The organism is Salinarimonas sp. NSM (assembly GCF_052380005.1).
GTDB lineage: Bacteria > Pseudomonadota > Alphaproteobacteria > Rhizobiales > Beijerinckiaceae > Salinarimonas.
The window spans coordinates 50,122-75,756 of record NZ_JBQTCJ010000014.1 but is presented as its reverse complement, the minus strand read 5'-3'; the positions used below and the strand labels follow the sequence as shown (position 1 = coordinate 75,756).

The following is a 25,635-nucleotide window of genomic DNA, read 5'->3' as shown; positions in this document are numbered from 1 at the left end:
CGCCTGGGGGGCGGCCGCGGCGGGGGCCGCCGCGTCGGTGCGCGTCACCTGCACCTGGGCCTCGGGCTGGACGAGGATGCCCGGCGTTCGGCGCGGGGCGTCCGCCGCGGCCTCGGCAGGGCCGTCGGCGCGGGGAAGCGAGGCGGGTATCTCGGCCGGCAGCGCCGGCTCCCGCGGCGCCTCGATCCGCACCGACGTGGGCGTGACCGCGAGCGCCGGCGGAGCGTCGCGCGCCGGGAGCACCGGCGGGATCGGCTGCAGGGGCCCCGAGAGCGGCGAGGCCAGCGTGACCTGCGTCGTCCTGAAGAGCTTGCGCTCGCTCGAGCCGCAGCCCGCCAGGAGCGGGGCCGCGAGGATGAGGCCGAGGGCCGTGCGCGTGCTGATCATGCCGGTGGGAGCCCTGCGTCGTTCCCCTGCATGTTGGGACGGTATGGTTAACCCGCCGTTATCGCCGGGGCTGCGGCGCGGACGACGCCCGGAGATGCGCGCGTCCTTCTCGGGTGATGTTCTGCGTCATCCGCGTCAGAGTTGCATTGCTAATTCAAGGTCGTGTTCGCCGCCCATTTTCAAGTTGTGTCCTCCCGCGCCATCCCCTGATATCGGCGGATGCGTTGCCCCGCTCTCCCGTCGATTCTCGGCGCTCTCGCCCTCATCCTTGCTGCCGTCGTGGCACCCGCCGGCGCCGCCGACGGCGACGTCCACCGCGGGATGGCCCGCGTCGTCGACGGGGACACGATCGCGCTCGAAGGGGCGGGGAGCGGGCCCGACCTGCGCATCCGCCTCTTCGGGATCGACGCGCCCGAGGGGGATCAGGCCTGCACCGACGCGCGCGGGCGCGCCTGGGCCTGCGGCGACGTCGCGGCGCGGCGGCTCGCTCAGCTCGTGCAGGGGCGGGTCGTCGCCTGCGAGGAGCGCGATCGCGACCAGTACGAGCGCATCGTCGCGATCTGCCGGATCGGCGGGCGCGACGTCAACGAGACGCTCGTCGCCGAGGGGCTCGCCTTCGCCTACCGGGAGTTCAGCGAGCGCTACGTCGCGCATGAGAGCGCGGCGCGCCGGGACGGGCGCGGGGTGTTCGCCGGGCAGGCGCTCGCGCCGTGGGAGCATCGCGCCGCGCAGCGCACGGGATCGACCGTGCTCGCGGGGCCGAACGGCTGCACGATCAAGGGTAACATCAGCCGCTCCGGCCGGCGGCTCTACCACACGCCCGCGAGCCCGAGCTTCGCCGAGACCCGCATCGACGAGGCCAGCGGCGAGCGATGGTTCTGCAGCGAGGCGCAGGCCCGCGCCGCCGGCTTCGCGCCCGCCCATCGCTGACGCTCCCTCGCGGCCCGCGTCACGCCGGCGCGCCCCCGAAGCCGCCGCGGAACCCCCGCCGCCGCGCCCCGTTCCCGCCCGCATCGATACACGACGAACGGGAGCGCGATCCATGGCGCGGCTGAAGCCCTTGAACGAGCAGGTCATCGTCCTCACCGGCGCCACGAGCGGCATCGGCCTCGTCACCGCGCGCCGGCTGGCGGCCGAGGGCGCGAGCCTCGTCCTCGCCGCGCGCAATGCGGACGCGCTCGAGAGGGTCGCACGCGAGCTGCGCGAGGGTGGCGCGCGAGTCGCGACCTGCGTCGCCGACGTCGGCGAGGAGCGCGACATCATGCGCATCAGTGACCAGGCGATCCGCACCTACGGCGGGTTCGACACCTGGATCAACAACGCGGGCGTCGCGGTCTACGGGCGTATCGACGAGGTCGAGACGCAGGACATGCGCCGGCTCTTCGACACGAACTTCTGGGGCACGGTCTACGGCTGCCGCGCAGCGGTGGCGCATTTCCGCGCCCGCGGCGGCGGCAAGATCGTCAACGTCGGCTCCGTGCTCGGCGATCGGGCCATCCCGCTGCAGGGGCCGTATTCCGCCTCCAAGGCCGCGGTGCGCGGCTTCACCGAGGCGCTGCGCTCCGAGATGGACGTGACGGACGCGCGGGTCTCGATCACGCTGATCAAGCCGTCGGCGATCAACACGCCCTACAAGGAGCACGCGAAGAACTACCTCGACCACGCACCGCAGAACCCGCCTCCGGTCTACGAGCCGGAGACCGTGGCCCGCGCGATCCTCCACGCCTGCACCCACGACGTGCGCGATCTCGTCGTCGGCGGCGGCGGTCGGCTGATCGCGTGGGGCGCGTCGCTCGCGCCGCGCACGGCGGACCGGGTGATGGGCCGAATCATGCCCGGCCTCCAGCAGACGAACCGCCCGGCGGGCCCGCGCCGCGACTCGAGTCTCTACGGCCCGGGCGGCGACGGCTCCGAGCGCAGCGAATATCCCTTCACCCTGAAGACGTCCGCCTATACGCAGGCGACGATGCACCCCGGGCTGGCCACCGCCGCGGCGGTGGCGGCGGGCGCGGGGATCGCCGCGCTGGTCTACGCCGCCGGCCGCACGCCGTCCCGGCGCGCGCGATCGGCGCCCGCCTCGGGCCGGGCGACGCCGCGCGCCGTCATCCACCGTCGCTGACGCGGCGGCGCAGCCAGGCCTCGTAGCGGGGCTCGACCCGACGCATGTCCTCGTAGAGCCAGACCATCCGGTCGAGGAACCAGAGCTTGCCGGCGTAGACGAGCCCCATGCCGAACGCGGTGGGCCAGGGGTCGAGCGCCCACAGGCCAAAGGCGAGGAACGGCACGCCCGCGGAGGCCAGAGCCGTCAACCGGTTCGCCATGACCCGATGATGCGCCGGGATCGGCACCGCATCGCGGGCGAGGAGCACGCGCTCGCCGAACGTCGCCTTCGATGCCCAATTGTCGGTGGAGGCCGGGCGCGACGTCATGCGCGCGTTCGCCCAGGTGAACGCCGCCACGGCCGCCACCGCCGCGAGCGCCCACCACCCGATCCAGGCCCGCGACCAGATCGCCGCGACGAGGAGCGGCAGCCCCAGCAGCATGCGCGTGTAGACGCTCATCGGGTGGGCGTGCCGCTCCCAGGCCGCATCGTCCATCGCCATCAGGCGCTCGGACGCCTTGAAGATGTCCATCACAGCCGTCCTCCGCCGCGCCTCGCCGCGTGAGGGCGCCGCGCGGCGTCACCGCTATCCCGCCGGGCACGCGCCGTCGAGGCTCGACAGCCGTCGGCCCCTATGATACGAGATCTCAAGAGATATGGAGATATGGAAGCGTGCTCGAACGCGACGCGCTCTCGGCTTTCGGTGCCCTGTCGCAGGAGACGCGCCTGCGGGTCCTGCGGCTGCTCGTTCGCGCCGGAGAGGCCGGCATGGCGGCCGGGTCGATCGGCGAGGCGGTGGGCGCGTCGTCCTCGGGCCTGTCGTTCCATCTCGCGCATCTCGAGCGCGCCGGTCTCGTCGAGGGCCGGCGCGAGAGCCGCTCGATCGTCTATCGGGCGCGGCTGGACAGCCTGACGGATCTCGTGCGCTTCCTCCTGGAGGAGTGCTGCGGGGGGCGCCCGGAGGTCTGCGCGCCGATCCTGGGGAGCCTGCCCATGCCCGCCACCATGCCGGACCGCGTCTACAACGTGCTCTTCCTCTGCTCCGGCAACAGCGCCCGCTCGATCATGGCCGAGAGCCTCCTGCGCAAGGAGGGGGCGGGGCGCTTCCGCGCCTTCTCGGCGGGCTCGCGGCCCAAGGGTGCCGTCGACCCGCTGGCGCTCGAGGTGCTGGAGGCCTTCGACATGCCGACCGACGACCTTCGCTCGAAGTCCTGGACGGAGTTCGCCGAGCCCGATGCGCCGCAGCTCGATTTCGTCTTCACCGTCTGCGACGCCGCCGCCGGCGAGGCCTGCCCGGTCTGGCCGGGCCAGCCGATGACGGCGCATTGGGGCATCGAGGACCCCGCCGCCGTCGAGGGTGCGCCCTTCGAGCGCGCGCGCGCCTTCGGCCAGGCCTTCCGCTACCTGAAGAACCGCATCGGCGTGTTCACGAGCCTGCCCATCGCGAGCCTGGACCGGCTCGCCCTGTCGCGGAAGCTCGACGAGATCGGCACGCTGACCGGCGCCTCCGTCGGTGCCGTCGTCCCCTCCCAGCGCGAGAGCGCCTGATCATGTCCGTGTTCGAGCGCTGGCTCACGCTCTGGGTCGCCCTGTGCATCGTCGTCGGCATCGTGCTGGGGCGGCTCGAGCCCGAGCTGTTCCAGGGGCTCGCGGCGATCGAGGTCGCGCGCGTCAACCTGCCGGTGGCGGCGCTGGTCTGGCTGATGATCTTCCCCATGCTGGTGAAGATCGATTTCGCCGCGCTGGGCGAGGTGACGAAGCAGTGGCGCGGGATGGGCGTGACGCTCTTCGTCAACTGGGGGATCAAGCCGTTCTCGATGGCCGTGCTCGGCTGGATCTTCATCGGCTGGCTGTTCCGTCCGCTGCTGCCGCAGGACCAGATCGAGAGCTACATCGCCGGGCTCATCCTGCTCGGCGCCGCACCCTGCACGGCCATGGTCTTCGTCTGGTCCAACCTGTGCCGGGGCGAGCCGCGCTTCACGATCACGCAGGTGGCGCTCAACGACGTCGTCATGGTCTTCGCCTTCGCGCCCATCGTGGCGCTGCTGCTCGGGCTCTCGGCGATCGTGGTGCCGTGGGAGACGCTCCTGCTCTCGGTGGTGATCTACATCGTCGTGCCGGTGATCGCGGCCTGGCTCGCACGCCGGCGGCTCCTCGCGCGGGGCGGGACGGCGGCGCTGGAGGCGCTGCTCGCGCGGCTCCAGCCGGTCTCGCTCGTCGCGCTTCTGGCGACGCTCGTGCTGCTGTTCGGGTACCAGGGCGAGCAGATCGTCGAGCAGCCCCTCGTCATCCTGCTGCTGGCCGTGCCGATCTTCCTGCAGGCCTACCTGACCTTCGGCCTCGGCTATCTGCTCAACCGCGTGCTCGGCGAGAGCCATGCGGTGGCCGGCCCCTCGGCGCTGATCGGCGCCTCGAACTTCTTCGAGCTCGCGGTCGCGACCGCCATCGCGCTGTTCGGCTTCTCCTCGGGCGCGGCGCTCGCGACGGTGGTCGGCGTGCTGATCGAGGTGCCGGTGATGCTCTCCCTCGTCGCCATCGTGAACCGCTCGCGCGCCTGGTACGAGCGCGGCGTCCCGCGGCGAGCGGCGGCGAGCGGCGCCAACGATCCCTGACCTTCGAAGGACATCTTCCATGACCCTGCGCGTCGGCATCAACGGCCTCGGCCGAATCGGCAGGCTCGCCCTGCGCGCCGCGCTCGGCGGCGCCGAGCGGCCGGACGACGATCCGCGCCGGGGCAACCGGCTCGAGATCGTCGCCGTCAACGAGCTGAAGGGCTCGGCGTCGGCGCTGGCGCACCTCGTCGAGTTCGACTCGGTGCAGGGTCGCTGGCGCGTGCCGATCCGGGCCGAGGGGGAGGGCGCGATCCGCATCGGCGATCGCAGGATCGCGTTCTCGCAGCACCGCGCGCCGGGGGACATCCCGTGGGGCGATCTGGGCGTCGACGTCGTGATCGAGGCGACCGGCAAGTTCCTGAAGCCGGACGTGCTCGAGGGCCATCTCGCACGGGGCGCCCGGCGCGTCGTCGTCGCTGCGCCGGTGAAGGACCCCTCCGTGCTGAACGTCGTGGTCGGCGTCAACGAGCACCTCTACGACCCGGGTCGTCACCCGATCGTCACCGCCGCCTCCTGCACCACGAACTGCCTCGCGCCGGTGGTGAAGGTGGTTCACGAGGCGATCGGCATACGGCACGGGCAGATCACCACGATCCACGATCCGACGAACACCAACGTCGTCACCGACGCGGTGCACGCGGACCTGCGCCGTGCCCGCTCGGCCATGCTCTCGCTGCAGCCGACGACGACGGGCAGCGCCACCGCCATCGCGCTGATCTACCCCGAGCTGAAGGGCAAGCTGAACGGCCACGCCGTTCGCGCCCCGGTGCTCAACGCCTCGCTGACCGATTGCGTCTTCGAGCTCGCCCGGGAGACCACGCCCGAGGAGGTCAACCGGCTCTTCGCGCAGGCCGCGGCGGGGCCGCTCGCGGGCATCCTCGGCTACGAGGAGCGCCCGCTCGTCTCCGCCGACTACGCGCGCGACACCCGCTCCTCGATCGTCGACGCGCCCTCGACCATGGTCACGGACGGCACGCTGCTGAAGGTCTACGCCTGGTACGACAACGAGATGGGCTACGCCTGCCGCATGGTCGACCTCGTGACGCACATGGCGCGCGTCGGGCTCTGAAGGGGAGATCCGCCATGACCGCCGGGGCGCGCAACTACGCCATCGTCACCGCGAGCTACTGGGGCTTCACCCTCACCGACGGCGCGCTGCGCATGCTGGTGCTCCTGTACTTCTTCCAGCTCGGCTACTCGCCCTTCACGCTCGCCTTCCTCTTCCTTCTCTACGAGGCGGCGGGCATCGGCGCGAACATGATCGGCGGCTGGCTCGCCACACGCTTCGGCGTCACCCGCATGCTGATGACGGGACTCGCGACGCAGATCGCGGGCTTCCTCGTCCTCTCCGCCGTCTCGCCGGACTGGGCGGCGGCGCTCGCGGTCGCCTGGGTCGTCGCGGCGCAGGGCGTGTGCGGCGTCGCCAAGGACCTGACGAAGACCGCGTCGAAGAGCGCCATCAAGGTGGCGGAGGCGCTGGCGCGCGAGGACGCCGGCGAGAGCCGGCTGTTCCGCTGGGTCGCGTTCTTCACCGGCTCGAAGAACGCCATGAAGGGTTTCGGCTTCTTCCTCGGCGGCGTCTTGCTGCAGACGCTCGGCTTCTCGCAGGCGCTGTGGGTGATGGCCGGCGCGCTCGCGCTCGTGCTCGCGAGCGTGTTCCTGGCGCTGCCGCGGGACATGGGGAAGGCCAAGGCGTCGAAGAGCGCGCGTGAGCTGTTCGCCAAGTCGCGCGGGGTGAACCTGCTCGCCGGCGCCCGCGTGGCGCTGTTCGGGGCGCGTGACGTCTGGTTCGTCGTCGGCGTGCCGGTGTTTCTCTACGCGAACGGCTGGACCTTCACCATGGTCGGCGGCTTCCTCGCCGCCTGGACGATCGGCTACGGCGCGGTGCAGGCGGCCGCCCCCGCCTTCGTCAAGCGCAGCCCCGACGGCGTGAGCGCGGAGGTCGACGGGGCGCGGGCCTGGTCCTTCGCGCTCGCCGCCGTGCCGGCGCTGATCGCCGCGGCGCTCGCCGGCGGGATCGGCCGGCCGGACCTCATGCTCGTCGTGGGGCTCGGCGTCTTCGGCGTCGCCTTCGCGGTGAATTCCTCCGTCCACTCCTACCTCATCCTCGCCTATGCGGGTTCGGAGAAGGCGGCGGAGGACGTGGGCTTCTACTACGCGGCGAACGCTGCGGGGCGCTTCACGGGAACGCTCCTCTCGGGGCTGCTCTACCAGGCGGGCGGCATCCTCGCCTGCCTCCTCGGCTCGGCCGTGATGCTCGCGATCTGCTTCGCGGTGACGCTGGCGCTCCCGCGGGGGAAGGCGGCACAGGCGGCGACCTGAGGCGTCCGCGCACGCGCCGGGAACCCCGCCCGCGCCCCGGCCATTGCCCGTCGGTCGCCCGCGTAGCCAGAGGAGCCCGACCATGGCAGCCGACAGCAACGATCCCCGCCGAGACCGCCCGAACCTGAAGGACGAGGACGTCGGGCGCCTGCGCAACCGGCAGCGCAGCGGACCTGCGCCGGTCGAGGAAGGCGGCGCGGAGGGCAGCCTCACGCAGCGCGAGGCCTGGGGCGATCCGGGCGGGGAGGCGCAGGCCTATCGCGCGGCGACCAGCGGCGCCGGCGGCGACGCATCCGGCCACGGAGAGCTCACGGCGCGCGAGACGCCGGAGACGACCCGCCATCTCTCCGGGGACGACCGCGAAGCGGACGACGGATCCGGGGGGCGCTGACGCGGGTCAGACGCAGTGCAGCAGAGCGCGCCGGGCCGGCGTGTTCTGGGCCACAGGCTCGAAGGTCCCGCTCGCCGGATCGCGCACCAGCAGGCGGCCCGACGCGATGCCGAAATACGCGCCGTGGAGCGTGAGCCGCCCCCGCTCGACGAGGGTGCGCACGCACGGGAACGTCATCAGGTTCTCGAGCGACAGCTCGACGGAGGCGAGCTCGAGGCGCGTGCGATAGGCGTCCCCGTCGCCGGGACGGCGCGGGCCGAGGCTCTCCGCCGCCGGCGCGATCTGGCTCATCCAGCGCCCGATGAAATCGCCCGGCGAGAGCGGCGAGGCCTCGTCGGCGAAGGCGCGGATGCCGCCGCAGCGGGCGTGCCCCAGGACCACGATGTGCTTCACCTTGAGTGCCTGGACGCCGAACTCGAGCGCGGCGGACGTGCCGTGCTGGGTGTCGCCGTCCGGCTCGTAGGCGGGCACGAGGTTGGCGACGTTGCGCACGACGAGCAGCTCGCCCGGCGCGGCGTTGAAGATCACCTCCGGCGAGACGCGGCTGTCGACGCAGCCGATCACCATGATCTCGGGATTCTGCCCGCTCTCGGCGAGCTCGGCGTAGCGCGCACGCTCGTCGGCGAAGCGTCCTGTCAGGAAATCGCGATAACCCTCGACGAGCCTGTCCGGAATCATGCCGCGCTCCTCGCTTCGTCGGGCCCTCGGGAGATCGTCCCCCCGCGAGAGCCGCGCGCGTCCGACCGCCGGGCCCGGCGATCGTCCATGAAACGCGTGTAGATTAGCCGGGTTCGACAGGCAAGCTATGGAAGACTGCGCAGGCGGGCGTAGTCGCCGACGATGAGCCGGAAGGGCTCCTCGTCCTCCTCGATCGTGGGAAAGCGGGGCAGGGGTGGCTCGAAGACGTTGTCCGTCGCGTCGTCGTTGACGGTGGAGACCTCGCCCACCAGCACGTCGCCGCCCTCGCCCCAGAAGGCGTGCCAGACGCCGGGCTCCAGGGTGATGCTCTCGCCCGGGCCGAGATCGATCACGCCGCCGGCCTCGACCTCGCGGACGATCCCGTCGCAGGGCACCCGCACGGGGGCGCGGCGGTCGATGCTCCCGTCCTCGGCGGGGGCGTGGAGCCGCAGCGCCAGGCGCGCGCCGTCGCGGGCACCGCGCACGATGATGTCCTCGGCCTTGACCACGTGGCGGTGCATCGGCCCGAGCCGGTCGCGCCCGACGATCATCAGCTTCTCGGCGTAGAGCATGCCGCGCCCGCGGGCGAGATCGGCCGCGCGGCCGTTGCGCAACGTGAAGAGCACGAGCCCCACGGCGTCGAAGCGCCCCTGGCCGTAATCCGTCACGTCCCAGCCGAGCCCCGCCTCGAGAATGCCCGCGACCCGCTCCCGCTCGGAGGCGAAGCGCGCCGGTTCCCACTGCGCGAAGGCCGGCAGAACGAAGCCGAAGGAGCGGATGAAGGCGTCGGCGTCGCGCAGGATGGCGTTGATCTCGGAGCGTCTCATGCGGCACGCGAAGCCCGGCTCGGTGAGGGAGCGGCGAGCCTACAGGCGGCGGCGCCGGCGCGCCACCCGCGCGTATGGCCCTTGACGCCCGCGCGGCCCCGGGATCGACTGCCGCCCCGCGCCGAGCGGCGGCGCGCACCCGCATGAAGGGGAGGGACGGGCATGATCGTCACCACCACGAACGGCGTCGAAGGACGCCAGATCGTGCAGTACCACGGCATCGTCTCGGGGGAGGCGATCTTCGGCGCCAACATCTTCAAGGACTTCTTCGCCTCGATCCGCGACATCGTCGGCGGGCGCTCGGGGGCCTACGAGCGGGTGATGCGCGACGGGCGCGACACGGCCATCAACGAGATGCTCGACGAGGCGCGCAAGCTCGGGGCGAACGCCGTCATCGGTGTCGACCTGGACTACGGCGCGATCGGTGCCAAGGAGAGCATGATGCTCGTCACGGCCTCGGGCACGGCGGTCACGCTGCGCTGACGCCGCGCCCGTTCGGCACGCCGCGCACGAGCAGTGCGCCGACGAGGAAGAAGGCGAGCAGCACCATCGGCCCCGCGGCCTGGGTCTGGAACAGGCCGGTGAACACGGCGACGAGGAAGGGACCGAGGAAGGCCGTGAGCTTGCCCGACAGGGCGAGAAGGCCGAACCAGCGCCCGGCGTCGCCGGCGGGCACGAGCCGCGCCAGGAGGGAGCGCGAGGAGGCCTGCAGCGGCCCCGCCAGCGCGCCGATGACGAGGCCGAGCCCGAGGAATACCTGCTCGGGCACGCTGCCGTAGAGCCCCGGGCCGCCGGCCGGCGCCGTCTCGACCACGAAGAGGACGTGGCGCTCGCCGAGCGAGAGCACGCCGACCGTGACCAGCGCCAGGATCGCGAGGCTGCCGAGGATGACGGCACGCGGGCCGATCCGGTCGTCGATCGGCCCGCCGGCGAGGGCGCCGAGCGTGCCGGTGACGAGGATGAGGATGCCGAAGACGCCGAGCTCAACCGTGCTCCAGCCGAACAGCCCCGCGCCGTAGATGGTGCCGAGCGCGAAGAGCACGACGAGCCCGTCCTGGTAGGCCATGTGGGCGAGGAGGAAGCGCCCGATCGCCGGGTCGCGCCGCGCGTCCGCGATCGTCCCGCGCACGCGGGCGAGACCGTCGCGGACTGCCGCGCCGAACGGGCGGCCACCGCGCGGCGCGTCGGGGGTGAAGAGGACGAGCGGCACGATGAAGACCGCGAACCACAGCGCCGTCAGCGGCCCGACGATCCGGTCGCCCTCCCGCGCCACCGGGTCGAGGCCGAAGAGCGGCTCGAGCCCCGCGAGCGTGCGTCCCGTCTCCGGGCTCGCGGCCAGGAGCGCGAGCACGATCGCGAGCGAGACGAGCCCGCCCGCGTAGCCGGTCGCCCACCCGGCGCCCGACAGGCGTCCCAGGCGGTGCGGCGGCACGAGCGCGGGCATCATCGCGTTGTTGAAGGTCCCCGCGAGCTCCGCCGCGACGGTCGCGACGGCGAAGGCGACGAGCGCGAGCAGCACGAGGCCGGAGGAGGCGGCGGGCGGCACGAGCCAGAGGAGCGCCGCGGCCGCGCCCATCAGCGCGCCGAAGGCGAGGGTCCACGGCTTCTTTGGCCCGCCGGCGTCGGCGATGGCGCCGAGGACGGGCGAGAGGATCGCGAGCGACAGGCCGGCCGCCGACGTCGCGAGCATCCACTGCGTCTGGCCCGAGACCGGGTCGGAGGCGACGGCGTTGACGAAGTAGGGCCCGAACACGAAGGTCACGACGAGCGTGAAGAAGGGCTGCGTCGACCAGTCGAACAGCGCCCATCCCACCAGCGCCCGGCGCGGCGCGCTCACCTGCTTCGCGTCGCGGCCGCCCGGCGGGGACGTAGGCGAGGGACCCGGCGCGGAAACGGTGTCTCGCGCGGGCGCGTCGGGCTGCATGCGGCGTCTCCGGGTGGATCGCACCCGTTCTAGCGAGCGCGCGGGCGTGGCGCCAGCCCGCCGGACCGCGTCCTCAGCGGACGAGCTTCGCGCGCGTGGCGCGCAGCTCGGCGATCGCCGCCTCGACCTCGGTCCTCTGCGCCTCGAGATGGGCGATCTGCTCGTCGATCTTCTCCACGGAGAGCTTCAGGTCGACGCCGCTCGGCCCGCTCTTGGCGTCCGACTCGAGCATCTCCTGGATCTCCGCCAGCGTGAAGCCGAGCTGCTTGCCCTTCAGGATGACGGAGAGGCGGGCGCGATCCTGCGCCGAGTAGATCCGCATCGTACCGATCCGACGGGGCGACAGCAGGCCGCGATCCTCGTAGAATCGGAGCGCGCGCAGGGTGACGTCGAACTCGCGCGACAGGTCGCTGATCAGGTATTCCCGATCCTCCGCTCTCCCGGCACCCTCCTGAGGCTTGTCCTTCTTGCGCAGCTTTGCGATCGTCGTCATGTGAAACGGCCCCCGAAAGACCATCGAAACAGGAGCGAATCCACCGGGGTGCATTCGCATGGTTGTTTCATGATGCAATGAAAGCGAACGGGTGGCAAGCGAGAGCTGCGGAGCGTTTTTCTAGCAACAGGTGCTGGCATATGCGCGCACGCGGAGCTACGACGCGTAGCGTACACGACACACGCGCCGCCGCGACACCGCCGCCGGCGCGGCGCGCCTTGCCTCCCCGCCGCATCCGCCCCATGTTCGACCCTGCCATGATCGTGACGCGTCCATTCTTCCTCGTGCTCGGCATCGCGGTCGCCGCGATGCTCGCGCCGGCCGCCGCGTCCGCGCAGTTCGGCCGCGAGCCGACCGCCTGCATGCAGATCGCCACGAGCTACGCCGAGACGCTGGCGGAGGTCGGCGAGATCGATCCCCTGGTCGAGACGCAGGCCAGGGCGCTCGCCGTGCTCGACGAGATCGCGAGCCGCGAGGAGGTCGAGCCGTTCGAGCGGCTCCAGGAGGCCGAGGCTCTGCTGCGCGGGCGCGACCTCTGGGACGCGGCGCGCGCGATTCGCGGGATCGACCGCCTCATCGACAACGCGTCCTCGGTCGTCGCCGGCTGGCGCGGGCTGTACTGTCCCTCCGCGGTCCCCACCGGCGCCGCCGGGCTCGAGGGCCAGGCGCGCTGCGACGCGCTCTCGGCGATCTTCGTCGACCGTCTGCGCATCGACAACCCGACCCCGCAGCAGATCCGTGCGCGAGAGGCGCGCGAATCGGAGCGGCAGACGATCCTCAAGGCGCGGATCACGCGCGCTGACCGCGACGATCTGCTCCAGCTCTGGCGCATGCGCTCGGAGGCGTTCGAGACGCTGATGACGCTCGAGCGCGCGCGGGTGCTCCAGGAGGCGGCGGGCGCGCTGCTCGAGCGCACGCGCGACGAAGGCTGCCTCAACGGCGAGACGACCTGAGGCGGGGCGCGACGGACCGGTTGCGCCCGCGCCGCGCCTCGCGCATAGGAGCGGCGCATCCCCAGGAGCCGAGCCCCAGGAGCCGAGCCCCGTGACCGAGTCCGTGACATCTCCGCGCCGCACCTGCCTCGCCGTCGTCCTCGCCGCGGGCGAGGGCACCCGCATGCGCTCGGACACGCCCAAGGTGCTTCATCGAGTCGCGGGGCGCGCGATGCTCGCCCACGCGCTCGCCGCCGTTCGCGCGGCCGGCGCCGACCGCGTCGCCGTCGTCGTCGGGCCGGGTCGCGAGGACGTCGCCGCGGCCGCGCGGGAGGCCGTGCCGGACGCCGCCGTGTTCGTGCAGGCCGAGCGCCTCGGCACCGCACACGCGCTGCTCGCCGCCCGCGCGGTGCTGGCCGAGCCCATCGACGACGTGGTCGTCGCCTACGCGGACACGCCCCTCGTGGAGGCGGAGACCTTCGCACGGCTGCGCGCGCCGCTCGCGCAGGGCGCGGGCGTCGTCGTGCTGGGCTTCGAGGCGCGGGACCCTGCCGGCTACGGCCGCGTCCTGCGCGAGGGCGAGGCCGTGGTCGCGGTCCGCGAGGATCGCGACGCGAGCGAGGCCGAGCGGACGGTGACCCTGTGCAACGCCGGCCTGATGGCGCTCTCCGGGGCGCACGCGCTGTCGTTGCTCGAGGCGATCGGCAACGCCAACGCGAAGGGCGAGTACTACCTCACCGACGCGGTCGAGATCGCGCGCGCGCGCGATCTCGCGGTCGCCTGCGTGGTCGCGCCGGAGGACGAGGTGCAGGGCGTCAACGACCGCGTCCAGCTCGCCACCGTGGAGCGCACGCTCCAGGAGCGCCTGCGCGAGCGCGCGATGCGCGCGGGCGTGACGATGATCGATCCGGCGAGCGTGTTCCTGTCGTTCGACACCGCGCTCGGGCGCGACGTCACGATCGAGCCGAACGTCGTCTTCGGGCCTGGCGTCTCGATCGAGGCGGGCGCGACGATCCACGCGTTCTCGCATCTCGAGGGCGCGCGCGTCGCCGCCGGCGCCACCGTCGGCCCCTTCGCGCGGCTGCGCCCGGGCGCCGACATCGGCGCCTCGGCGAAGGTCGGCAACTTCGTCGAGGTGAAGAAGGCGCGCGTCGGCGCGGGCGCGAAGCTGCCGCATCTCTCCTATGTCGGCGACGCCGAGATCGGCGCCAAGGCCAATCTCGGCGCGGGCACGATCACCTGCAATTACGACGGCTTCGACAAGCACGTCACCCGCGTGGGGGAGGGCGCCTTCGTCGGCTCGAACTCCTCCCTCGTCGCGCCGGTGACGATCGGGGCGGGCGCCTATGTCGGCTCGGGCTCGGTCGTGACGCAGGACGTGCCCGAGAACGCCCTCACCCTCGCCCGCGGCCGCCAGGAGACCAAGCCCGGCTGGGCGGAGCGCTTTCGCGACGCCAAGCGCTCGCGCGGGACGGGCGACGGCGCGTGACGGGTCCGGCAACGTTCATAAACGGTCAAGAAACGTGATTGGCATAGCCTGCGGCGTCCGGGTAGCTCCCGAAGCAGCGGGACGGCGGCGTGCGCTCCTGACGTGAGGTGTTCCCATGTGCGGTATCATCGGCATCCTCGGGCGTGACGACGTCGCCGACCGGCTGGTCGACGCGCTCAAGCGGCTCGAGTACCGTGGCTACGATTCGGCGGGCGTCGCGACCCTCCAGGGCGGGCACATCGTGCGGCGCCGGGCGGAGGGCAAGCTGCGCAATCTCGAGGTCAAGCTCGAGGCCGAGCCGCTGCCCGGTCATGCCGGGATCGGCCATACGCGCTGGGCGACGCACGGGCGCCCGACCGAGGCGAACGCGCATCCGCACGCCACGGACCGGCTCGCGATCGTCCACAACGGCATCATCGAGAACTATCGCGAGCTGCGCTTCGCCCTCGAGGACGAGGGCGTGCGCTTTTCCTCCGACACCGACACCGAGGTCGTCGCCCAGGCCGTCACGCAGGAGATGAAGGCCGGGCGCGACCCGCGCGCCGCCGTTCTCGCGGTGCTGCCGCGCCTGCGTGGCGCCTTCGCGCTCGCCTTCCTGTTCGAGGGCGAGGAGAACCTCATGATCGGCGCCCGGCGCGGCTCGCCGCTGGCGGTGGGCCACGGCGAGGGCGAGATGTTCCTCGGCTCCGACGCGCTCGCGCTCGCCCCCTTCACCGACGACGTCACCTACCTAGAGGAGGGCGACGTCGTGGTGATGACCCGCGCCGGCGCGAGCCTCCTCGACGAACGCGGCACGCCCGTCTCGCGCCAGCGCCAGCGCATCGCTGCGGGCGTCTTCGCGGCGGAGAAGGGCAACCACCGCCACTACATGATCAAGGAGATCTACGAGCAGCCCGAGGTCGTCGCGCGCACCCTGTCGGCCCATCTCGACCCGCAGAGCGCCGCCGCCGTCGACTGGGAGAGCCTGGAGCGCCTGACGATCACCGCCTGCGGCACGGCGTACTACGCCGGCCTCGTCGCCAAGTACTGGTTCGAGCGCCTGGCGCGCCTGCCCGTCGAGATCGACGTCGCCTCCGAATTCCGCTACCGCGAGGCGCCGCTTCCCGAGACGGGGCTGATGATCGTCGTCTCCCAGTCGGGCGAGACGGCGGACACGCTGGCGGGCCTGCGCTACGCCAAGGAGAACGGGCAGACGGTACTCGCCGTCGTCAACGTGCCGACCTCCTCCATGGCGCGCGAGGCGCACGCGATCGCGCAGACCCATGCCGGCCCGGAGATCGGCGTCGCCTCGACGAAGGCCTTCACCTGCCAGCTCGCCACCCTGTTCGCGCTCGCGCTCCAGGCCGGCCGCGCCCGCGGCACGCTGAGCATCGAGGAGGCCGATCGCTACGCGGAGGCGGCGCTGCGCGCGCCCGCGCTGATGCACGAGGCGATGGCGCTCGAGCCCGCCATCGACACGCTCGCCCGCGAGCTCTCGAAGGCCCGCGACGTGCTCTATTTCGGCCGCGGCGCCGCCTACCCGATCGCGATGGAGGGGGCGCTCAAGCTCAAGGAGATCTCCTATATCCACGCCGAGGGCTACGCGGCCGGCGAGCTCAAGCACGGACCCATCGCCCTCATCGACGAGGCGACGCCCGTCGTCGTCGTGGCACCCTACGACCACCTCTTCGAGAAGACGATCTCCAACATGCAGGAGGTCGCCGCCCGTGGGGGGCGTATCGTGCTGATCACCGACGAGGACGGTGTCGCCCACGCCCAGCTCGACACGCTCGCGACCCTCGTCCTGCCGAAGGCCGACCCGCTGGTCGCCCCGCTGGTCTACAGCGTGCCGGTCCAGCTGATCGCCTACCACACGGCGGTCTTCATGGGTAAGGACGTCGACCAGCCCCGCAACCTGGCGAAGTCCGTCACGGTGGAGTGAGCGGGCCGGCGGACGCTCGGCGCGCCAGGTCGGTGCTCGAGGTGCTCGGAAGACGAGCACGGCGTCGTCCTTGCCTGTACGGGAAGGTGGATCGGCGCACAGCGCCGAGACGGATGGGGCGCGCGGCACGCGCGTTCGGCGAAGCCGAAACCGGCGGCAGAAGCCGGACACGGAGGCTTCCGCTTCGCGGAACGCGTCGCTTCGCGCCGCGCCCCATCCGTCACCGGCTTCGCCGGCGCCACCTTCCCCTGCACGGAAGGAGACCGTCCGCGCATGGGCTATGCGTATGCATTTGGAAGTGCGGGGAGGCCGTCAGCTCGTCGAGGGAGCGTCCGGGCGGCTGAGGATGTAGGCGGCGCAGGCGAGCATCACGGCGGCCACGGGGACGATGGCGATCGTCGGCGCTCCGGCGATCGCCATCACCACGAGCGAGGCGCCCATGCCGAGCACGGCCGCCGCCTTGGCGTGGCGCGGAACGGCACCGGTGCGCCGCCACGTGACCACCGGTGGGCCGAGCCGCGGATGCGTGAGCAGCCAGCGCTCGAAGCGCGGCGAGGACCGCGCGAAGCAGGCCGCGGCGGCGAGCAGGAAGACGACGCCGGGCAGGAGCGGCAGTACGACGCCGAGCGCGCCGATCCCGAGGAAGACGAAGCCGAGCACGAACAGCGTCCAGCGCGCCCAGGCCGGCAGCGTCAGGCTCTCCATGGCCTCCTCGACCGGCGTATGCGCTTGCGGATCATGGATCTCGCGATCCAGCGCGCGCGGCGCGGGATCGGGCACTCGCGCGTCGCGCTGTGGTGCGCCTTCGCGCCGTCCGGCCTCGCTCACGATCCGCCCGCCTTCGTGTCCCGTGCCCGTCCCGGGCGAGCCTGGTAGATAGGGTCTCGCGATGCCCCCGCAAACCCTGCTCCGCCTGCTCAGAGCGCCGGGCGCGGTGGCGGCAGGGGATGGTCGGCGATCGTCCCGGCGCGGTCGGGCCCGCGGTCCTCCTCCGCGATCTCGGCGGCGGGGGCGGGGAGGCAGTCGACGAGCCAGATGTCGTAGACCGGATGCTCGATGGCGCTGAGGCCCGGGGAGTTGGCGTAGATCCAGCCGGTGAAGATGCGCGCGAGCGCGCCGTCGAGGGAGAGCTCGTCCACCTCGATGAAGCTCGTCGTGTTCGGGCTCTCGGTCGGCGGGCGCGTGTAGCAGACCCGGGCGGTGAGCTGCAGCGCGCCGAACTGAACGGTCTCGTCGATCCCGGCCTCGAACCTGATGATTCGCCCGGTGATCTTGTCGAGGCCGGAGAACACCGCGACCGGGTTCTCGATCTTCTGCGCCGACGCGGGAGATGCCGCGAGCGCGACGGCGATCGCGGGGAGCGCGCAGGCGGCGAGGGCGAGCGTCGGGAGGCGGTACGGTCTGCGCATGGGGATCTCGGGCCCGGCGTCCGGAAACGGGGAGCGGAGGCGCCGCCCCGCGGTCTCAATCGGCGCCGATCGCGACGGAAACGAGGCGGGCAAGGCGTCTGCGCGGTCGCGGGCCGCCTCAGTCACCCGGCGTCCAGGCCACGTAGTCGCCGGTCGCCGCGGGGCGACGGCCCTCCGAGAGGGTCGAGCCGCGCGGGCGGTAGGCGCCGGGCGTGCCTGTGAGGTTCTCCTCGTGCGGCTTCTGCCAGGCGCGGGGCGTGTAGTCCTCCTGCGAAGGCGGCGTCGGATGGGTGTGGCACAGCCACATCCGCCACTCCATCGGCGTGCGCGAGGCGTCGGCGAGACCGTTGTAGATCACGTAGCGGCGCTCGTAGCCGTAGCCGTCGATCTTCCCGCGCTTGTCGCGATAATACGTGTTGCCGAGCTCGTCGCGCCCGACGAGCTCGCCGTAGCGGCGGATCGTCAGCCGGGTGCCGAGCGTCTGCCCGTTCCACCAGGTGAAGAGCTCGGTGATGAACTGCTTGAAGGTCATGCGCATCGTCCCTCGTGCGCGTCCTTATGGCGACTGCGCGGCGACAAGTCCAGAGGCCGCGGGAAGCGGGGAGGGCGCGCGTCAGGCCGCGCTGCGCCGCCGCGTGCGGATCAGCTCGGCGAGGCGGTCGAAGTCCACCGGCTTGGGCAGGATCGGGAAGCCGCGCTGCGCGGCCTCCGAGGCGGCGTCGCTGTAGCCCGTGACGAGAACGATCGTCGTCCCCCGCCGCTGCTCCCGGATTGCCTCGGCGAGCGCGAGGCCGTTCATAGGGCCGGGCATCACGAGGTCGGAGACGACGATCCGCGGCGCGTCCGGTCCCGACGCGAACACCGCGAGCGCCTCCGCCGCATTTGCCGCCTGGACGACGTCGAAGCCGAGGTCGGCGAGGTAGGCCGCCGTGCTGGCGCGCACTGCGTCGTTGTCGTCGACGACGAGGACGCGGCCGGTCTCGTCGTCGGGCGCCGGCACCGTTTCCGTCGCGGCGGCGGCCGAGGCCGTCGCTTCCGCCGCCCGGGCGACGGCTGCCTGCGCGGCGGGGCCGGCGATCGGCAGGCGGATCTCGATCGTCGCGCCCTCGCCGGGGCCGCTCGCAATCCGCGCGGTGCCGCCGACGCTGCGGGCGAAGCCGTAGACCTGGGCGAGGCCGAGCCCCGTGCCGGATCCGACCGGCTTCGTGGTGAAGAAGGGCTCGAAGGCGCGCGCGAGCACCTCCTCGGGAAGGCCCGGACCCGTGTCGCTCACCGCGATCCGCGCCTGCGTCCCGTCCTCTTCCGTCGCCAGCACGACACGAACCGCCCCGCTGCCGGGCATCGCGTCGCGGGCGTTGGAGAGCAGGTTGAGGAGCGCGAGATCGAGTTGCGTCGGGTCGACCTCGACGACCACGGCGCCGGGCGGCGTCGCCACCACGAGCGAGATGTCGCCGCGGAGGGCCTGGCGCAGAAGGGGCTCCAGCGCGCGCAGATGAGCCGCGAGATCGGTCGCGACCTTGCGGCCGCCCCCGCCGCGCGAGAACGCGAGCAGACCCTGCGTCGTCTGCGTGCCTTTCTCGGCGGCGTCCTTCATCGGCCCCAGGAAGCGCTCGACGGCGGGATCGGGATGGTGGCGGCGCACGAGCGCGATGCCGGCGAGAATCACGTGCAGCACGTTGTTGACGTCGTGCGCCACGCCGCCGGCGACGCGCCCGAGCGCCTCCAGCCGCGCGGTCCGCTCGCGGGCGAGCGCCTCGTCGCGGCTCACCTTCAGCTCGCGCCGGAACAGCCATGCGAAGGTCGCCGTCAGCACGATCGCGGCGAGGCCTCCGACGGCGACGAGGCCTGCCGAGCGCACCAGCGGCTCGCGATAGAGGGCGAGGGGGATGGAGACGTGGCTCGACCAGCCGGTCGCCGGGTTCCGCACGAAGGCGGTGACGACCGGATCGCCGGAGGGCGTCTCTCCGGCGTAGATGCCCTCGTCGCCGCTCGCCCGCGCAGAGACCGCGTTCGCGCCCGCGGGCTCGCCGATCACCTCGGGCGCCGCCGTCGCCGCGGCGATGCGGCCCGATCCGTCGATCAGGAAGGGCCGCCAGCCCGCCGGTGTCTCGCTCGAGGCGAGGATCGCGCGCAGCCGGTCGAGGGAGACGACGGCCACCAGCACGTAACGTACGAGCCCCTCGCGCACGACCGGCACCCTCAGCGTCGCCCGCGGCAGCCCGTCCTCGCTGAAGGGGCCGGGGCCGGTGAGGTCCCCGATCTCCGAGCGGCCCGACTCCAGCGCACGGCGATGGCCTTCGCGATCGACCACGGCCGGCAGCGGGGTGCCCTCGGGGACGAAGGAGTTGAAGATCTGCCGCTCGTCGCGGTCGCTCACGATGATCCGATCGATGATCGGCCACGCGCGCTCGATCCGCTCGGCGAGGATGCGCAGGCGCACGAGGTCGGGCGTCTCCTCGTCGAACAAGGGCGACTGCGCCAGGATGCCGAGAACCTCGAGGTAGCTGTCGAGCTCGCGGTCGACGTCCGCCATGATCGCGCCCGCTTCGGCGAGCGCGCTTTCGCGCATGGCCTCCTGCTGCTGGCGCAGGGTGGCGAAGCCGAGCCCCGCGGCGAGGAGCGCGAGCGGGACGAGCGCGGCGAGCGCGAGCAGGATCAAGGGGCGCCGCATCGCAGCCGCTCTCGAGATGTCGCGTTCCGTCCCGCTGCGCCGATCCTCACGATGTGCCCGCCGCCCTCTGCCGTGCTTCCCACGATGGTGTATGGCGCGACCGGCCCGGCGGCAAGCCGCGGGCGCGCAGGTGGCCCGATGATCCGGGCGAATGCGGATGCGCTCCCGGGTGCGCGCCGCTGCTGGTAAGCTCGCGTGCTCATGTTCGCACGAGGCACCGCCATGACCTCCTTCGCCCCTGCGCTCGCTCGCACGCTCGCCGCTCGCGCCCTCGGCGCGATCGTGCTCGCCTGGCTCGCCTGCGCATGGCTCGCGCTCTCCCCCGCCGCGGGGCAGACGCGCGCCTACGAGAACGCCGCGCTCGCCGCGATGACCCGGCAGGTCGAGGCGCAGATCACGCAGGAGACGCCGCGGCCGGAACGCTCGAGCCGGGAGCTCCTCGTGGAGGGCCGCGGCTTCCTCGCCGCCGGCGCGCCGCGCGACGCGCTGTGGAGCTTCGCCCAGGCGATCCGGGTCAACCCGGAAAGCTACACGCTCTGGTCCGCCTACGCCCGCGCCGCGTTGGCCGTGCCCTACCAGGACTGGAACGAGCGCTGGCGGATGCAGGAGCGGGCGACGGTGGCCGCCTACATCGCCTGGGGCCACGCCGAGGACGACGCCGAGGCGGCGGACGCGCTCGCCGCGCTGGGCGAGGCCTTCGCCGCGCGCGAGATGTGGCGCGATGCGCTCACCGCCTACAAGGCGAGCCTCGCGACCCGAGCCGTCCCCGCCGTGCAGAACGTGCACGACTTCCTGCGCACCCGCCACGGCTTCCGCATCCTCGACTACCGGGTCGAATCGGACACGCCGGCCCCGCGGGCCTGCTTCGTCTTCTCCGAGACGCTGCCGCCGCGCGTCGACCTCGCGCCCTACGTCGCCGTCGCCGGCACGAGCGGCGTCGCGGTGACGAGCGAGGGCAACGAGGTGTGCGTCGACGGTCTCGTCCACGGCGAGCGCTACGCGATCGTGCTCCGGCAGGGGATACCCTCGACCGTCGACGAGGTGCTGGAGCGCGCCGCCGACTACGAGGTCTACATCCGCGACCGGGCGCCCCAGGCCCGCTTCACGGGCCGCAACTACGTCCTCCCGCGGCTCGGCCAGGAGGGCATCCCCGTCGTCTCGACGAACACCGACGCGGTGGCCGTCGCGATCTACCGCATCGGCGACCGCAACCTCCTGCCGACCCTGCGCGGCGGCGACTTCCTCGACCAGATCTCCGGCTGGACCGAGACGCGCATCGCCGAGGAGCGCGGCGCCCCGATCTGGTCGGGCACGCTCGACGTCGCCATGGAGCGCAACGTCGACGTCGTCACCGCCTTCCCCGTGTCGGAGGCGGTGGGCGCGCTCGAGCCCGGCGTCTACGTCATGACCGCGCGCGCCGACGCCACGATCGCGCCGGACGACGACTGGGACGATCGCGCCACGCAGTGGTTCGTCGTCTCCGACGTCGGCCTCACCGCCTTCTCGGCGAGCGACGGCGTGCACGTGCTCGTCCGCTCGCTCGCGAGCGCCGAGCCGGTGTCCGGGGCGCGCGTGCGGCTGGTGGCGCGCAACAACGACGTTCTCGGCGAGCTGACGACGGACGCGACGGGGCACGCGCGCTTCGACCCGGGCCTCGCCCGCGGCTCGGAGGGGCTCGGGGCCGGCATGGTCACCGCCGAGAGCGGCGGCGACTACGGCTTCCTCGACCTCGGCCAGGCGCCGTTCGACCTGACCGACCGCGGCGTCGCCGGGCGCCCGCCGGCGGGGCCGATCGAGGCTATGGTCTTCCCCGAGCGCGGCGTCTACCGCTCCGGCGAGGAGGTGCACCTCACCGCGCTCCTGCGCGACGGCGAGGCGCGGGCCGTCCCCGCCGTGCCGCTCACGCTCGTGATACGCCGGCCCGACGGCCTGGAGCATACGCGCATCCTCGGCCGCGACGCCGGCGACGGCGGGCGCGTCCACACGCTCGCGCTCCTCGACGACGCCATGCCCGGCACCTGGCGGGTGAGCGCGCACGTCGACCCGCAGGCGCCTGCGATCGGGGAGGCGGCGTTCCTCGTCGAGGACTACGTGCCCGAGCGCATCGCGCTCGAGCTCACCCCGGCGGACCCGGCGGTGACCGCGGGCGCCCCCGCGATCGTCGACGTCGCCGCGCGCTACCTGTTCGGCGCGCCGGGCGCCGATCTCGCGATCTCGGGCGAGGTCTCGGTCTCCGCCGCCGACGCGAGCGCGGTGCCGGGGCTCGCGGGCTTCGTCGTCGGCCTCTCCGACGAGCCGGTCGAGGGAGCCTATGCCGCGCTGCCGGAGGACGGGATCACCGGGGCGGACGGCGCGGCGCGCGTCACGGTTCCCGTGCCGGCGCCGGCCGCGGCGCGGCCGCTCGCTGCCGAGATCACCCTGCGCGTCGCCGAGCCCGGCGGACGCGCGGTCTCCCGCAGCCTGACCCTGCCGATCCTGCCGGACGCACCGGTGATCGGCGTGAAGCCGCTCGAGAGCGATCTCGCCGAGGGTGATCTCGCCGCCTTCGACGTCGTCGCCGCGCGGCCCGACGGCTCGCGCCTCGCGGGCGAGGCGACGTGGAACCTGCTGAAGGTCGAGCGCCGCTATCAATGGTACCGCAGCGGCGGCGAATGGGGCTTCGAGCCGGTGACCACGACCGAGCGCATCGCGAGCGGCACGCTCGCGCTCGCGCCAGACGTGCCGGCGCGCATCGAGGCGCCGGTCTCCTGGGGCACGCATCGGCTCGAGGTCGTCGCCGCCGATCCGGCGGTGCTGCCCACGAGCGTGACCTTCGACGTCGGCTGGTCCGGCGACGCGACGGCGCGCGCGCCCGATCTGCTGCCGCTGACGCTCGACAAGGCGGCCTACGCCGCCGGCGACACGCTGGTGGCGACGATCGACGCCGCCTTCGAGGGCGAGGCGACGCTCGCCGTCGTCTCGGACCGGGTGCATACGCTCGAGACGATTCCCGTGACGGGGGAGGGGACCCGCGCCGAGCTCGTGGTCTCGCCGGACTGGGGCGCGGGCGCCTATCTCGTCGCCATCGCCCACCGCCCGCTCGACGAGGCCGCGCGGCGCCAGCCGGGCCGTGCCATGGGGCTCGCCTGGTTCTCCGTCGACCGCGAGGCGCGCGATCTCGCCATGACGCTCGCGCCGCCCGCGGAGATCCGCCCACGCGGCACGCTCACCGTGCCCGTGCGTCTCGACGGGATCGCCCCCGGCGAGAGCGCCCACGTGGTGCTAGCCGCCGTCGACGTCGGAATCCTGGCGCTGACGGACCACCGGGCGCCGGACGCCACCGAGTTCTTCCTCGGCCAGAAGCGTCTCGGGGCCGAGGTGCGCGACCTCTACGGCTTCCTCATCGACGGCATGCAGGGCACCCGCGGCGCGATCCGCTCGGGCGGCGATTCCGCGCCCGCCGGCCTCGCCGCCCCGCCCCCGGACCAGCCGCCGCTGGCGCTGTTCTCCGGCATCGTGGAGGTCGGGCCGGACGGCACGGCGACGGTGGACTTCGCCATCCCCGCCTTCAACGGCACCGTGCGCGTGATGGGCGTCGCCTGGTCCGCGGGGAAGGTCGGCGACGCCGCCGCCGACGTCCTCGTGCGCGATCCCGTCGTCGTCGCGGCGACCGCCCCGCGCTTCCTCAACGCCGGCGACGAGAGCCGCCTGCACGTGCGCCTCGACAACGTCTCCGGCCCCGCCGGGACCTACACCCTCGAGGCTCTGCCCCTCGGCTCGGTCGACATCCCCGTCGGCCGTCGCCTCGCCGAGGTGACTCTCGCCGAGGGCGCGCGCGGGGAGGCGACCTTCCCGCTCACCGCGGGCGATCCGGGGGCGTCGGGCGTCTCGCTGACGCTGACCGGGCCGGGCGGCCTCTCGCTCGCGCAGGACGTCGCGTTCCCCGTCGCCCCGGGGACGGACGGCGTGGTGCGCCGGGAGATCGCGCGGCTCGCGCCCGGCGAGAGCCTGCGCGTCACGAACGACCTCCTCGCCGACATCCAGCCCGGCACGGGGCTCGTGAGCGTCGCCGTGACGCCGATCGCCCGGCTCGACCCGCCGGGCATGATCCAGGCGCTGGCGCGCTACCCCTACGGCTGCACCGAGCAGCTCGTCTCCCAGGCGCTGCCGCTGCTCTACGCGGCGAGCCTCGTCGGGCCCGAGGCGCTGGCGCTGCCGCGCGACCGCGAGGAGACGATCCGCGACGTCGTGGCCCGCGTGCTCGGGCGCCAGACGCCGTCGGGCTCGTTCGGCCTCTGGTCGGCGCGCGGCACCGACGATCTCTGGCTGACGGCCTACGCGACGGACTTCCTCACCCGGGCGCGCGAGGAGGGCTTCGAGGCGCCGCAGGCGGCGCTCGACCGGGCGCTGGAGCGCCTGCGCAACCACGTCGCCAACACGACCGAGGTCGAGGGCGACGAGGGCACGGCGCTCGCCTACGCCGCCTACGTCCTCGCCCGCAACGGTCGCCCGGTGATGGGCGACCTGCGCTACCTCGCCGACGCGCGGCTCGACGACTTCGCGACGCCGCTCGCCCGCGCGCAGATCGGGGCGGGCCTGGCGCTGCTCGGCGATTCCGGCCGCGCCGAGGTCGCCTTCGCGTCCGCGGCGCGGGCGCTCGACGGCGGTGGGCGCGAGCGCGGCTGGCGCTCGGACTACGGCTCGCGGCTGCGCGACGCCGCCGGCATCCTCTCGCTCTCGGGCGAGGCGGGGGTCGCCGCAGACGCGCTCGGCCCGATCGCGGACGCGATCGAAGAGGAGAGCGCGGAGAACCCGCTCCTCTCGACGCAGGAGATGGCCTGGATGGCGGTCGCCGCGCGGACCGTCGCGGACGAGGCGCGGGACATCCGGCTCGAGGTCTCGCGCGGCCTCCACGAGGGACCGCTCTCCGTGGGCTGGGACTCGGCCGCCCTCGGGGGCGGCGGCATGGTGATCCGCAATACGGGGGCGAGCGCCGTCGACGTGGCGTTGACCGTGACCGGCAATCCCCTGTCGTCCGAGCCGCCGCTCGAGCAGGGGTACACGATCACGGGCACCTACTACGACCTCGAGGGCAACACGGTCGATCCGGCCGAGGTCGTGCAGAACACGCGCCTCGTGGCCGTGCTCGAGGTGACCGAGGCCGACGGGCTCGCGGGGCGGCTCCTCGTGGTCGACCGCCTGCCCGCGGGCTTCGAGATCGACAACCCGGCCCTGGTCGACGGCAGCGACGTCTCGGCGCTGCCCTGGCTCGCCGAGGAGCGCGTTCCCGATCGCGTGGAGTTCCGCGACGACCGCTTCGTTGCCGCCTTCGACTCGCTCGGCAGCGGCATCGGCACCGTGCGGCTCGCCTACATGGTGCGCGCCGTGACGCCCGGCACCTACCTGCACCCGCCGGCGAGCGCGGAGGACATGTACCGTCCCGAGCGCTTCGGCCGCACGGGCGCGGGCACGGTGACCGTCCTTCCGGCGCGCTGAGGG

General features: G+C 73.2%; 21 protein-coding genes and 2 pseudogenes. 13 read left to right on the top strand and 10 right to left on the bottom strand.

The features are described 5' to 3' along the window. Nucleotides 1-387: pseudogene (locus tag ACTZWW_RS08020) on the bottom strand (hypothetical protein); the annotation flags it as partial. A gap of 321 nt (nt 388-708) precedes the next feature. Here ACTZWW_RS08020 and ACTZWW_RS08015 point away from each other — a divergent pair. Both ACTZWW_RS08015 and ACTZWW_RS08010 read left to right on the top strand, forming a co-directional pair. Next, a complete protein-coding gene (locus ACTZWW_RS08015; protein WP_444780419.1) occupies nt 709-1,317 on the top strand; it encodes a thermonuclease family protein in 609 nt (202 codons plus the stop codon). Between the two features lie 112 nt (nt 1,318-1,429). Next, nucleotides 1,430-2,506 (top strand): SDR family oxidoreductase, encoded by a 1,077-nt coding sequence (locus ACTZWW_RS08010; protein ID WP_444780418.1) that lies wholly within the window; start codon nt 1,430-1,432, stop codon nt 2,504-2,506. On the opposite strand, the gene ACTZWW_RS08005 is transcribed toward ACTZWW_RS08010, so the two are convergent. Beyond that, nucleotides 2,490-3,020, bottom strand: a complete 531-nt coding sequence (locus ACTZWW_RS08005; RefSeq protein ID WP_444780417.1) for a DUF6653 family protein — start codon at nt 3,018-3,020, stop codon at nt 2,490-2,492. The two genes, ACTZWW_RS08010 and ACTZWW_RS08005, sit on opposite strands and share 17 nt — an antisense overlap. Before the next feature lie 29 nt (nt 3,021-3,049). On the opposite strand from ACTZWW_RS08005, the pseudogene ACTZWW_RS08000 reads away from it, so the two are divergent. From ACTZWW_RS08000 to ACTZWW_RS07975, 6 genes and pseudogenes are all read left to right on the top strand, one after another. Next, nucleotides 3,050-3,397: pseudogene (locus tag ACTZWW_RS08000) on the top strand (ArsR/SmtB family transcription factor); the annotation flags it as partial. Nucleotides 3,398-3,493: 96 nt separating this feature from the next. Further along, complete coding sequence (locus ACTZWW_RS07995) at nt 3,494-4,036, top strand: arsenate reductase ArsC (protein WP_444780422.1); 543 nt, start codon at nt 3,494-3,496, stop codon at nt 4,034-4,036. 2 nt (nt 4,037-4,038) lie between these two features. Then, nucleotides 4,039-5,100: an ACR3 family arsenite efflux transporter gene (gene arsB, locus ACTZWW_RS07990; RefSeq protein WP_444780416.1), complete on the top strand. Its 1,062-nt coding sequence runs from the start codon at nt 4,039-4,041 to the stop codon at nt 5,098-5,100. A gap of 19 nt (nt 5,101-5,119) precedes the next feature. Next, nucleotides 5,120-6,169 carry an ArsJ-associated glyceraldehyde-3-phosphate dehydrogenase gene (locus ACTZWW_RS07985; RefSeq protein ID WP_444780415.1) on the top strand — a complete coding sequence of 350 codons (1,050 nt, stop codon included), beginning with the start codon at nt 5,120-5,122 and terminating at the stop codon, nt 6,167-6,169. Between the two features lie 14 nt (nt 6,170-6,183). Then, nucleotides 6,184-7,422 carry an organoarsenical effux MFS transporter ArsJ gene (gene arsJ, locus ACTZWW_RS07980; RefSeq protein WP_444780414.1) on the top strand — a complete coding sequence of 413 codons (1,239 nt, stop codon included), beginning with the start codon at nt 6,184-6,186 and terminating at the stop codon, nt 7,420-7,422. 82 nt (nt 7,423-7,504) lie between these two features. After that, nucleotides 7,505-7,813, top strand: a complete 309-nt coding sequence (locus tag ACTZWW_RS07975; RefSeq protein WP_444780413.1) for a hypothetical protein — start codon at nt 7,505-7,507, stop codon at nt 7,811-7,813. Between the two features lie 6 nt (nt 7,814-7,819). Here ACTZWW_RS07975 and ACTZWW_RS07970 read toward each other — a convergent pair whose 3' ends face one another. Together ACTZWW_RS07970 and ACTZWW_RS07965 are read right to left on the bottom strand one after the other, a co-directional pair. Further along, on the bottom strand, nt 7,820-8,491 hold the full coding sequence (locus ACTZWW_RS07970) for a carbonic anhydrase (protein WP_444780412.1): 672 nt from the start codon (nt 8,489-8,491) through the stop codon (nt 7,820-7,822). A gap of 125 nt (nt 8,492-8,616) precedes the next feature. After that, nucleotides 8,617-9,318, bottom strand: a complete 702-nt coding sequence (locus tag ACTZWW_RS07965) for a D-lyxose/D-mannose family sugar isomerase (protein ID WP_444780411.1) — start codon at nt 9,316-9,318, stop codon at nt 8,617-8,619. Nucleotides 9,319-9,480: 162 nt separating this feature from the next. Here ACTZWW_RS07965 and ACTZWW_RS07960 point away from each other — a divergent pair, with 162 nt between their 5' ends. Then, nucleotides 9,481-9,801 carry a YbjQ family protein gene (locus ACTZWW_RS07960; protein ID WP_444780410.1) on the top strand — a complete coding sequence of 107 codons (321 nt, stop codon included), beginning with the start codon at nt 9,481-9,483 and terminating at the stop codon, nt 9,799-9,801. On the opposite strand, the gene ACTZWW_RS07955 is transcribed toward ACTZWW_RS07960, so the two are convergent. Together ACTZWW_RS07955 and ACTZWW_RS07950 are read right to left on the bottom strand one after the other, a co-directional pair. Beyond that, nucleotides 9,788-11,155: an MFS transporter gene (locus ACTZWW_RS07955; RefSeq protein ID WP_444780409.1), complete on the bottom strand. Its 1,368-nt coding sequence runs from the start codon at nt 11,153-11,155 to the stop codon at nt 9,788-9,790. The two genes, ACTZWW_RS07960 and ACTZWW_RS07955, sit on opposite strands and share 14 nt — an antisense overlap. A gap of 160 nt (nt 11,156-11,315) precedes the next feature. Beyond that, complete coding sequence (locus ACTZWW_RS07950; protein WP_444780408.1) at nt 11,316-11,735, bottom strand: MerR family transcriptional regulator; 420 nt, start codon at nt 11,733-11,735, stop codon at nt 11,316-11,318. A 257-nt stretch (nt 11,736-11,992) separates the two neighbouring features. Here ACTZWW_RS07950 and ACTZWW_RS07945 point away from each other — a divergent pair, with 257 nt between their 5' ends. From ACTZWW_RS07945 to glmS, 3 genes are all read left to right on the top strand, one after another. Further along, entirely contained in the window at nt 11,993-12,688 is a 696-nt protein-coding gene (locus tag ACTZWW_RS07945) for a hypothetical protein (RefSeq protein ID WP_444780407.1), read from the top strand. A 91-nt stretch (nt 12,689-12,779) separates the two neighbouring features. After that, nucleotides 12,780-14,156, top strand: coding sequence for a bifunctional UDP-N-acetylglucosamine diphosphorylase/glucosamine-1-phosphate N-acetyltransferase GlmU (gene glmU / locus ACTZWW_RS07940; RefSeq protein WP_444780406.1), 1,377 nt, complete (start codon nt 12,780-12,782; stop codon nt 14,154-14,156). A gap of 115 nt (nt 14,157-14,271) precedes the next feature. Continuing rightward, a complete protein-coding gene (gene glmS / locus ACTZWW_RS07935; protein WP_444780405.1) occupies nt 14,272-16,077 on the top strand; it encodes a glutamine--fructose-6-phosphate transaminase (isomerizing) in 1,806 nt (601 codons plus the stop codon). Nucleotides 16,078-16,389: 312 nt separating this feature from the next. Here the strand turns inward: glmS and ACTZWW_RS07930 are convergent, their stop codons facing one another. The 4 genes from ACTZWW_RS07930 to ACTZWW_RS07915 form a co-directional block, all read right to left on the bottom strand. Continuing rightward, nucleotides 16,390-16,857, bottom strand: coding sequence for a YbaN family protein (locus tag ACTZWW_RS07930; RefSeq protein ID WP_444780404.1), 468 nt, complete (start codon nt 16,855-16,857; stop codon nt 16,390-16,392). A gap of 137 nt (nt 16,858-16,994) precedes the next feature. Further along, entirely contained in the window at nt 16,995-17,486 is a 492-nt protein-coding gene (locus ACTZWW_RS07925; protein ID WP_444780403.1) for a DUF2155 domain-containing protein, read from the bottom strand. 118 nt (nt 17,487-17,604) lie between these two features. Next, nucleotides 17,605-18,018 (bottom strand): NADH:ubiquinone oxidoreductase subunit NDUFA12, encoded by a 414-nt coding sequence (locus ACTZWW_RS07920; RefSeq protein WP_444780402.1) that lies wholly within the window; start codon nt 18,016-18,018, stop codon nt 17,605-17,607. Nucleotides 18,019-18,099: 81 nt separating this feature from the next. Next, complete coding sequence (locus ACTZWW_RS07915; RefSeq protein WP_444780401.1) at nt 18,100-20,157, bottom strand: ATP-binding protein; 2,058 nt, start codon at nt 20,155-20,157, stop codon at nt 18,100-18,102. A gap of 222 nt (nt 20,158-20,379) precedes the next feature. Here ACTZWW_RS07915 and ACTZWW_RS07910 point away from each other — a divergent pair, with 222 nt between their 5' ends. After that, a complete protein-coding gene (locus ACTZWW_RS07910) occupies nt 20,380-25,632 on the top strand; it encodes an alpha-2-macroglobulin family protein (protein WP_444780400.1) in 5,253 nt (1,750 codons plus the stop codon). Nucleotides 25,633-25,635: the final 3 nt, after the last annotated feature.

Bases quoted from the DNA above. Each gene is read 5' to 3' on its own strand.
- ACTZWW_RS08015 (WP_444780419.1), top strand. From the start codon at position 709: ATGGCCCGCGTCGTCGACGGGGACACGATCGCGCTCGAAGGGGCGGGG.
- ACTZWW_RS08010 (WP_444780418.1), top strand. From the start codon at position 1,430: ATGGCGCGGCTGAAGCCCTTGAACGAGCAGGTCATCGTCCTCACCGGC.
- ACTZWW_RS08005 (WP_444780417.1), bottom strand. From the start codon at position 3,020: ATGGACATCTTCAAGGCGTCCGAGCGCCTGATGGCGATGGACGATGCG.
- ACTZWW_RS07995 (WP_444780422.1), top strand. From the start codon at position 3,494: ATGCCGGACCGCGTCTACAACGTGCTCTTCCTCTGCTCCGGCAACAGC.
- arsB (WP_444780416.1), top strand. From the start codon at position 4,039: ATGTCCGTGTTCGAGCGCTGGCTCACGCTCTGGGTCGCCCTGTGCATC.
- ACTZWW_RS07985 (WP_444780415.1), top strand. From the start codon at position 5,120: ATGACCCTGCGCGTCGGCATCAACGGCCTCGGCCGAATCGGCAGGCTC.
- arsJ (WP_444780414.1), top strand. From the start codon at position 6,184: ATGACCGCCGGGGCGCGCAACTACGCCATCGTCACCGCGAGCTACTGG.
- ACTZWW_RS07975 (WP_444780413.1), top strand. From the start codon at position 7,505: ATGGCAGCCGACAGCAACGATCCCCGCCGAGACCGCCCGAACCTGAAG.
- ACTZWW_RS07970 (WP_444780412.1), bottom strand. From the start codon at position 8,491: ATGATTCCGGACAGGCTCGTCGAGGGTTATCGCGATTTCCTGACAGGA.
- ACTZWW_RS07965 (WP_444780411.1), bottom strand. From the start codon at position 9,318: ATGAGACGCTCCGAGATCAACGCCATCCTGCGCGACGCCGACGCCTTC.
- ACTZWW_RS07960 (WP_444780410.1), top strand. From the start codon at position 9,481: ATGATCGTCACCACCACGAACGGCGTCGAAGGACGCCAGATCGTGCAG.
- ACTZWW_RS07950 (WP_444780408.1), bottom strand. From the start codon at position 11,735: ATGACGACGATCGCAAAGCTGCGCAAGAAGGACAAGCCTCAGGAGGGT.
- ACTZWW_RS07945 (WP_444780407.1), top strand. From the start codon at position 11,993: ATGATCGTGACGCGTCCATTCTTCCTCGTGCTCGGCATCGCGGTCGCC.
- glmS (WP_444780405.1), top strand. From the start codon at position 14,272: ATGTGCGGTATCATCGGCATCCTCGGGCGTGACGACGTCGCCGACCGG.
- ACTZWW_RS07925 (WP_444780403.1), bottom strand. From the start codon at position 17,486: ATGCGCAGACCGTACCGCCTCCCGACGCTCGCCCTCGCCGCCTGCGCG.
- ACTZWW_RS07920 (WP_444780402.1), bottom strand. From the start codon at position 18,018: ATGACCTTCAAGCAGTTCATCACCGAGCTCTTCACCTGGTGGAACGGG.
- ACTZWW_RS07915 (WP_444780401.1), bottom strand. From the start codon at position 20,157: ATGCGGCGCCCCTTGATCCTGCTCGCGCTCGCCGCGCTCGTCCCGCTC.
- ACTZWW_RS07910 (WP_444780400.1), top strand. From the start codon at position 20,380: ATGACCTCCTTCGCCCCTGCGCTCGCTCGCACGCTCGCCGCTCGCGCC.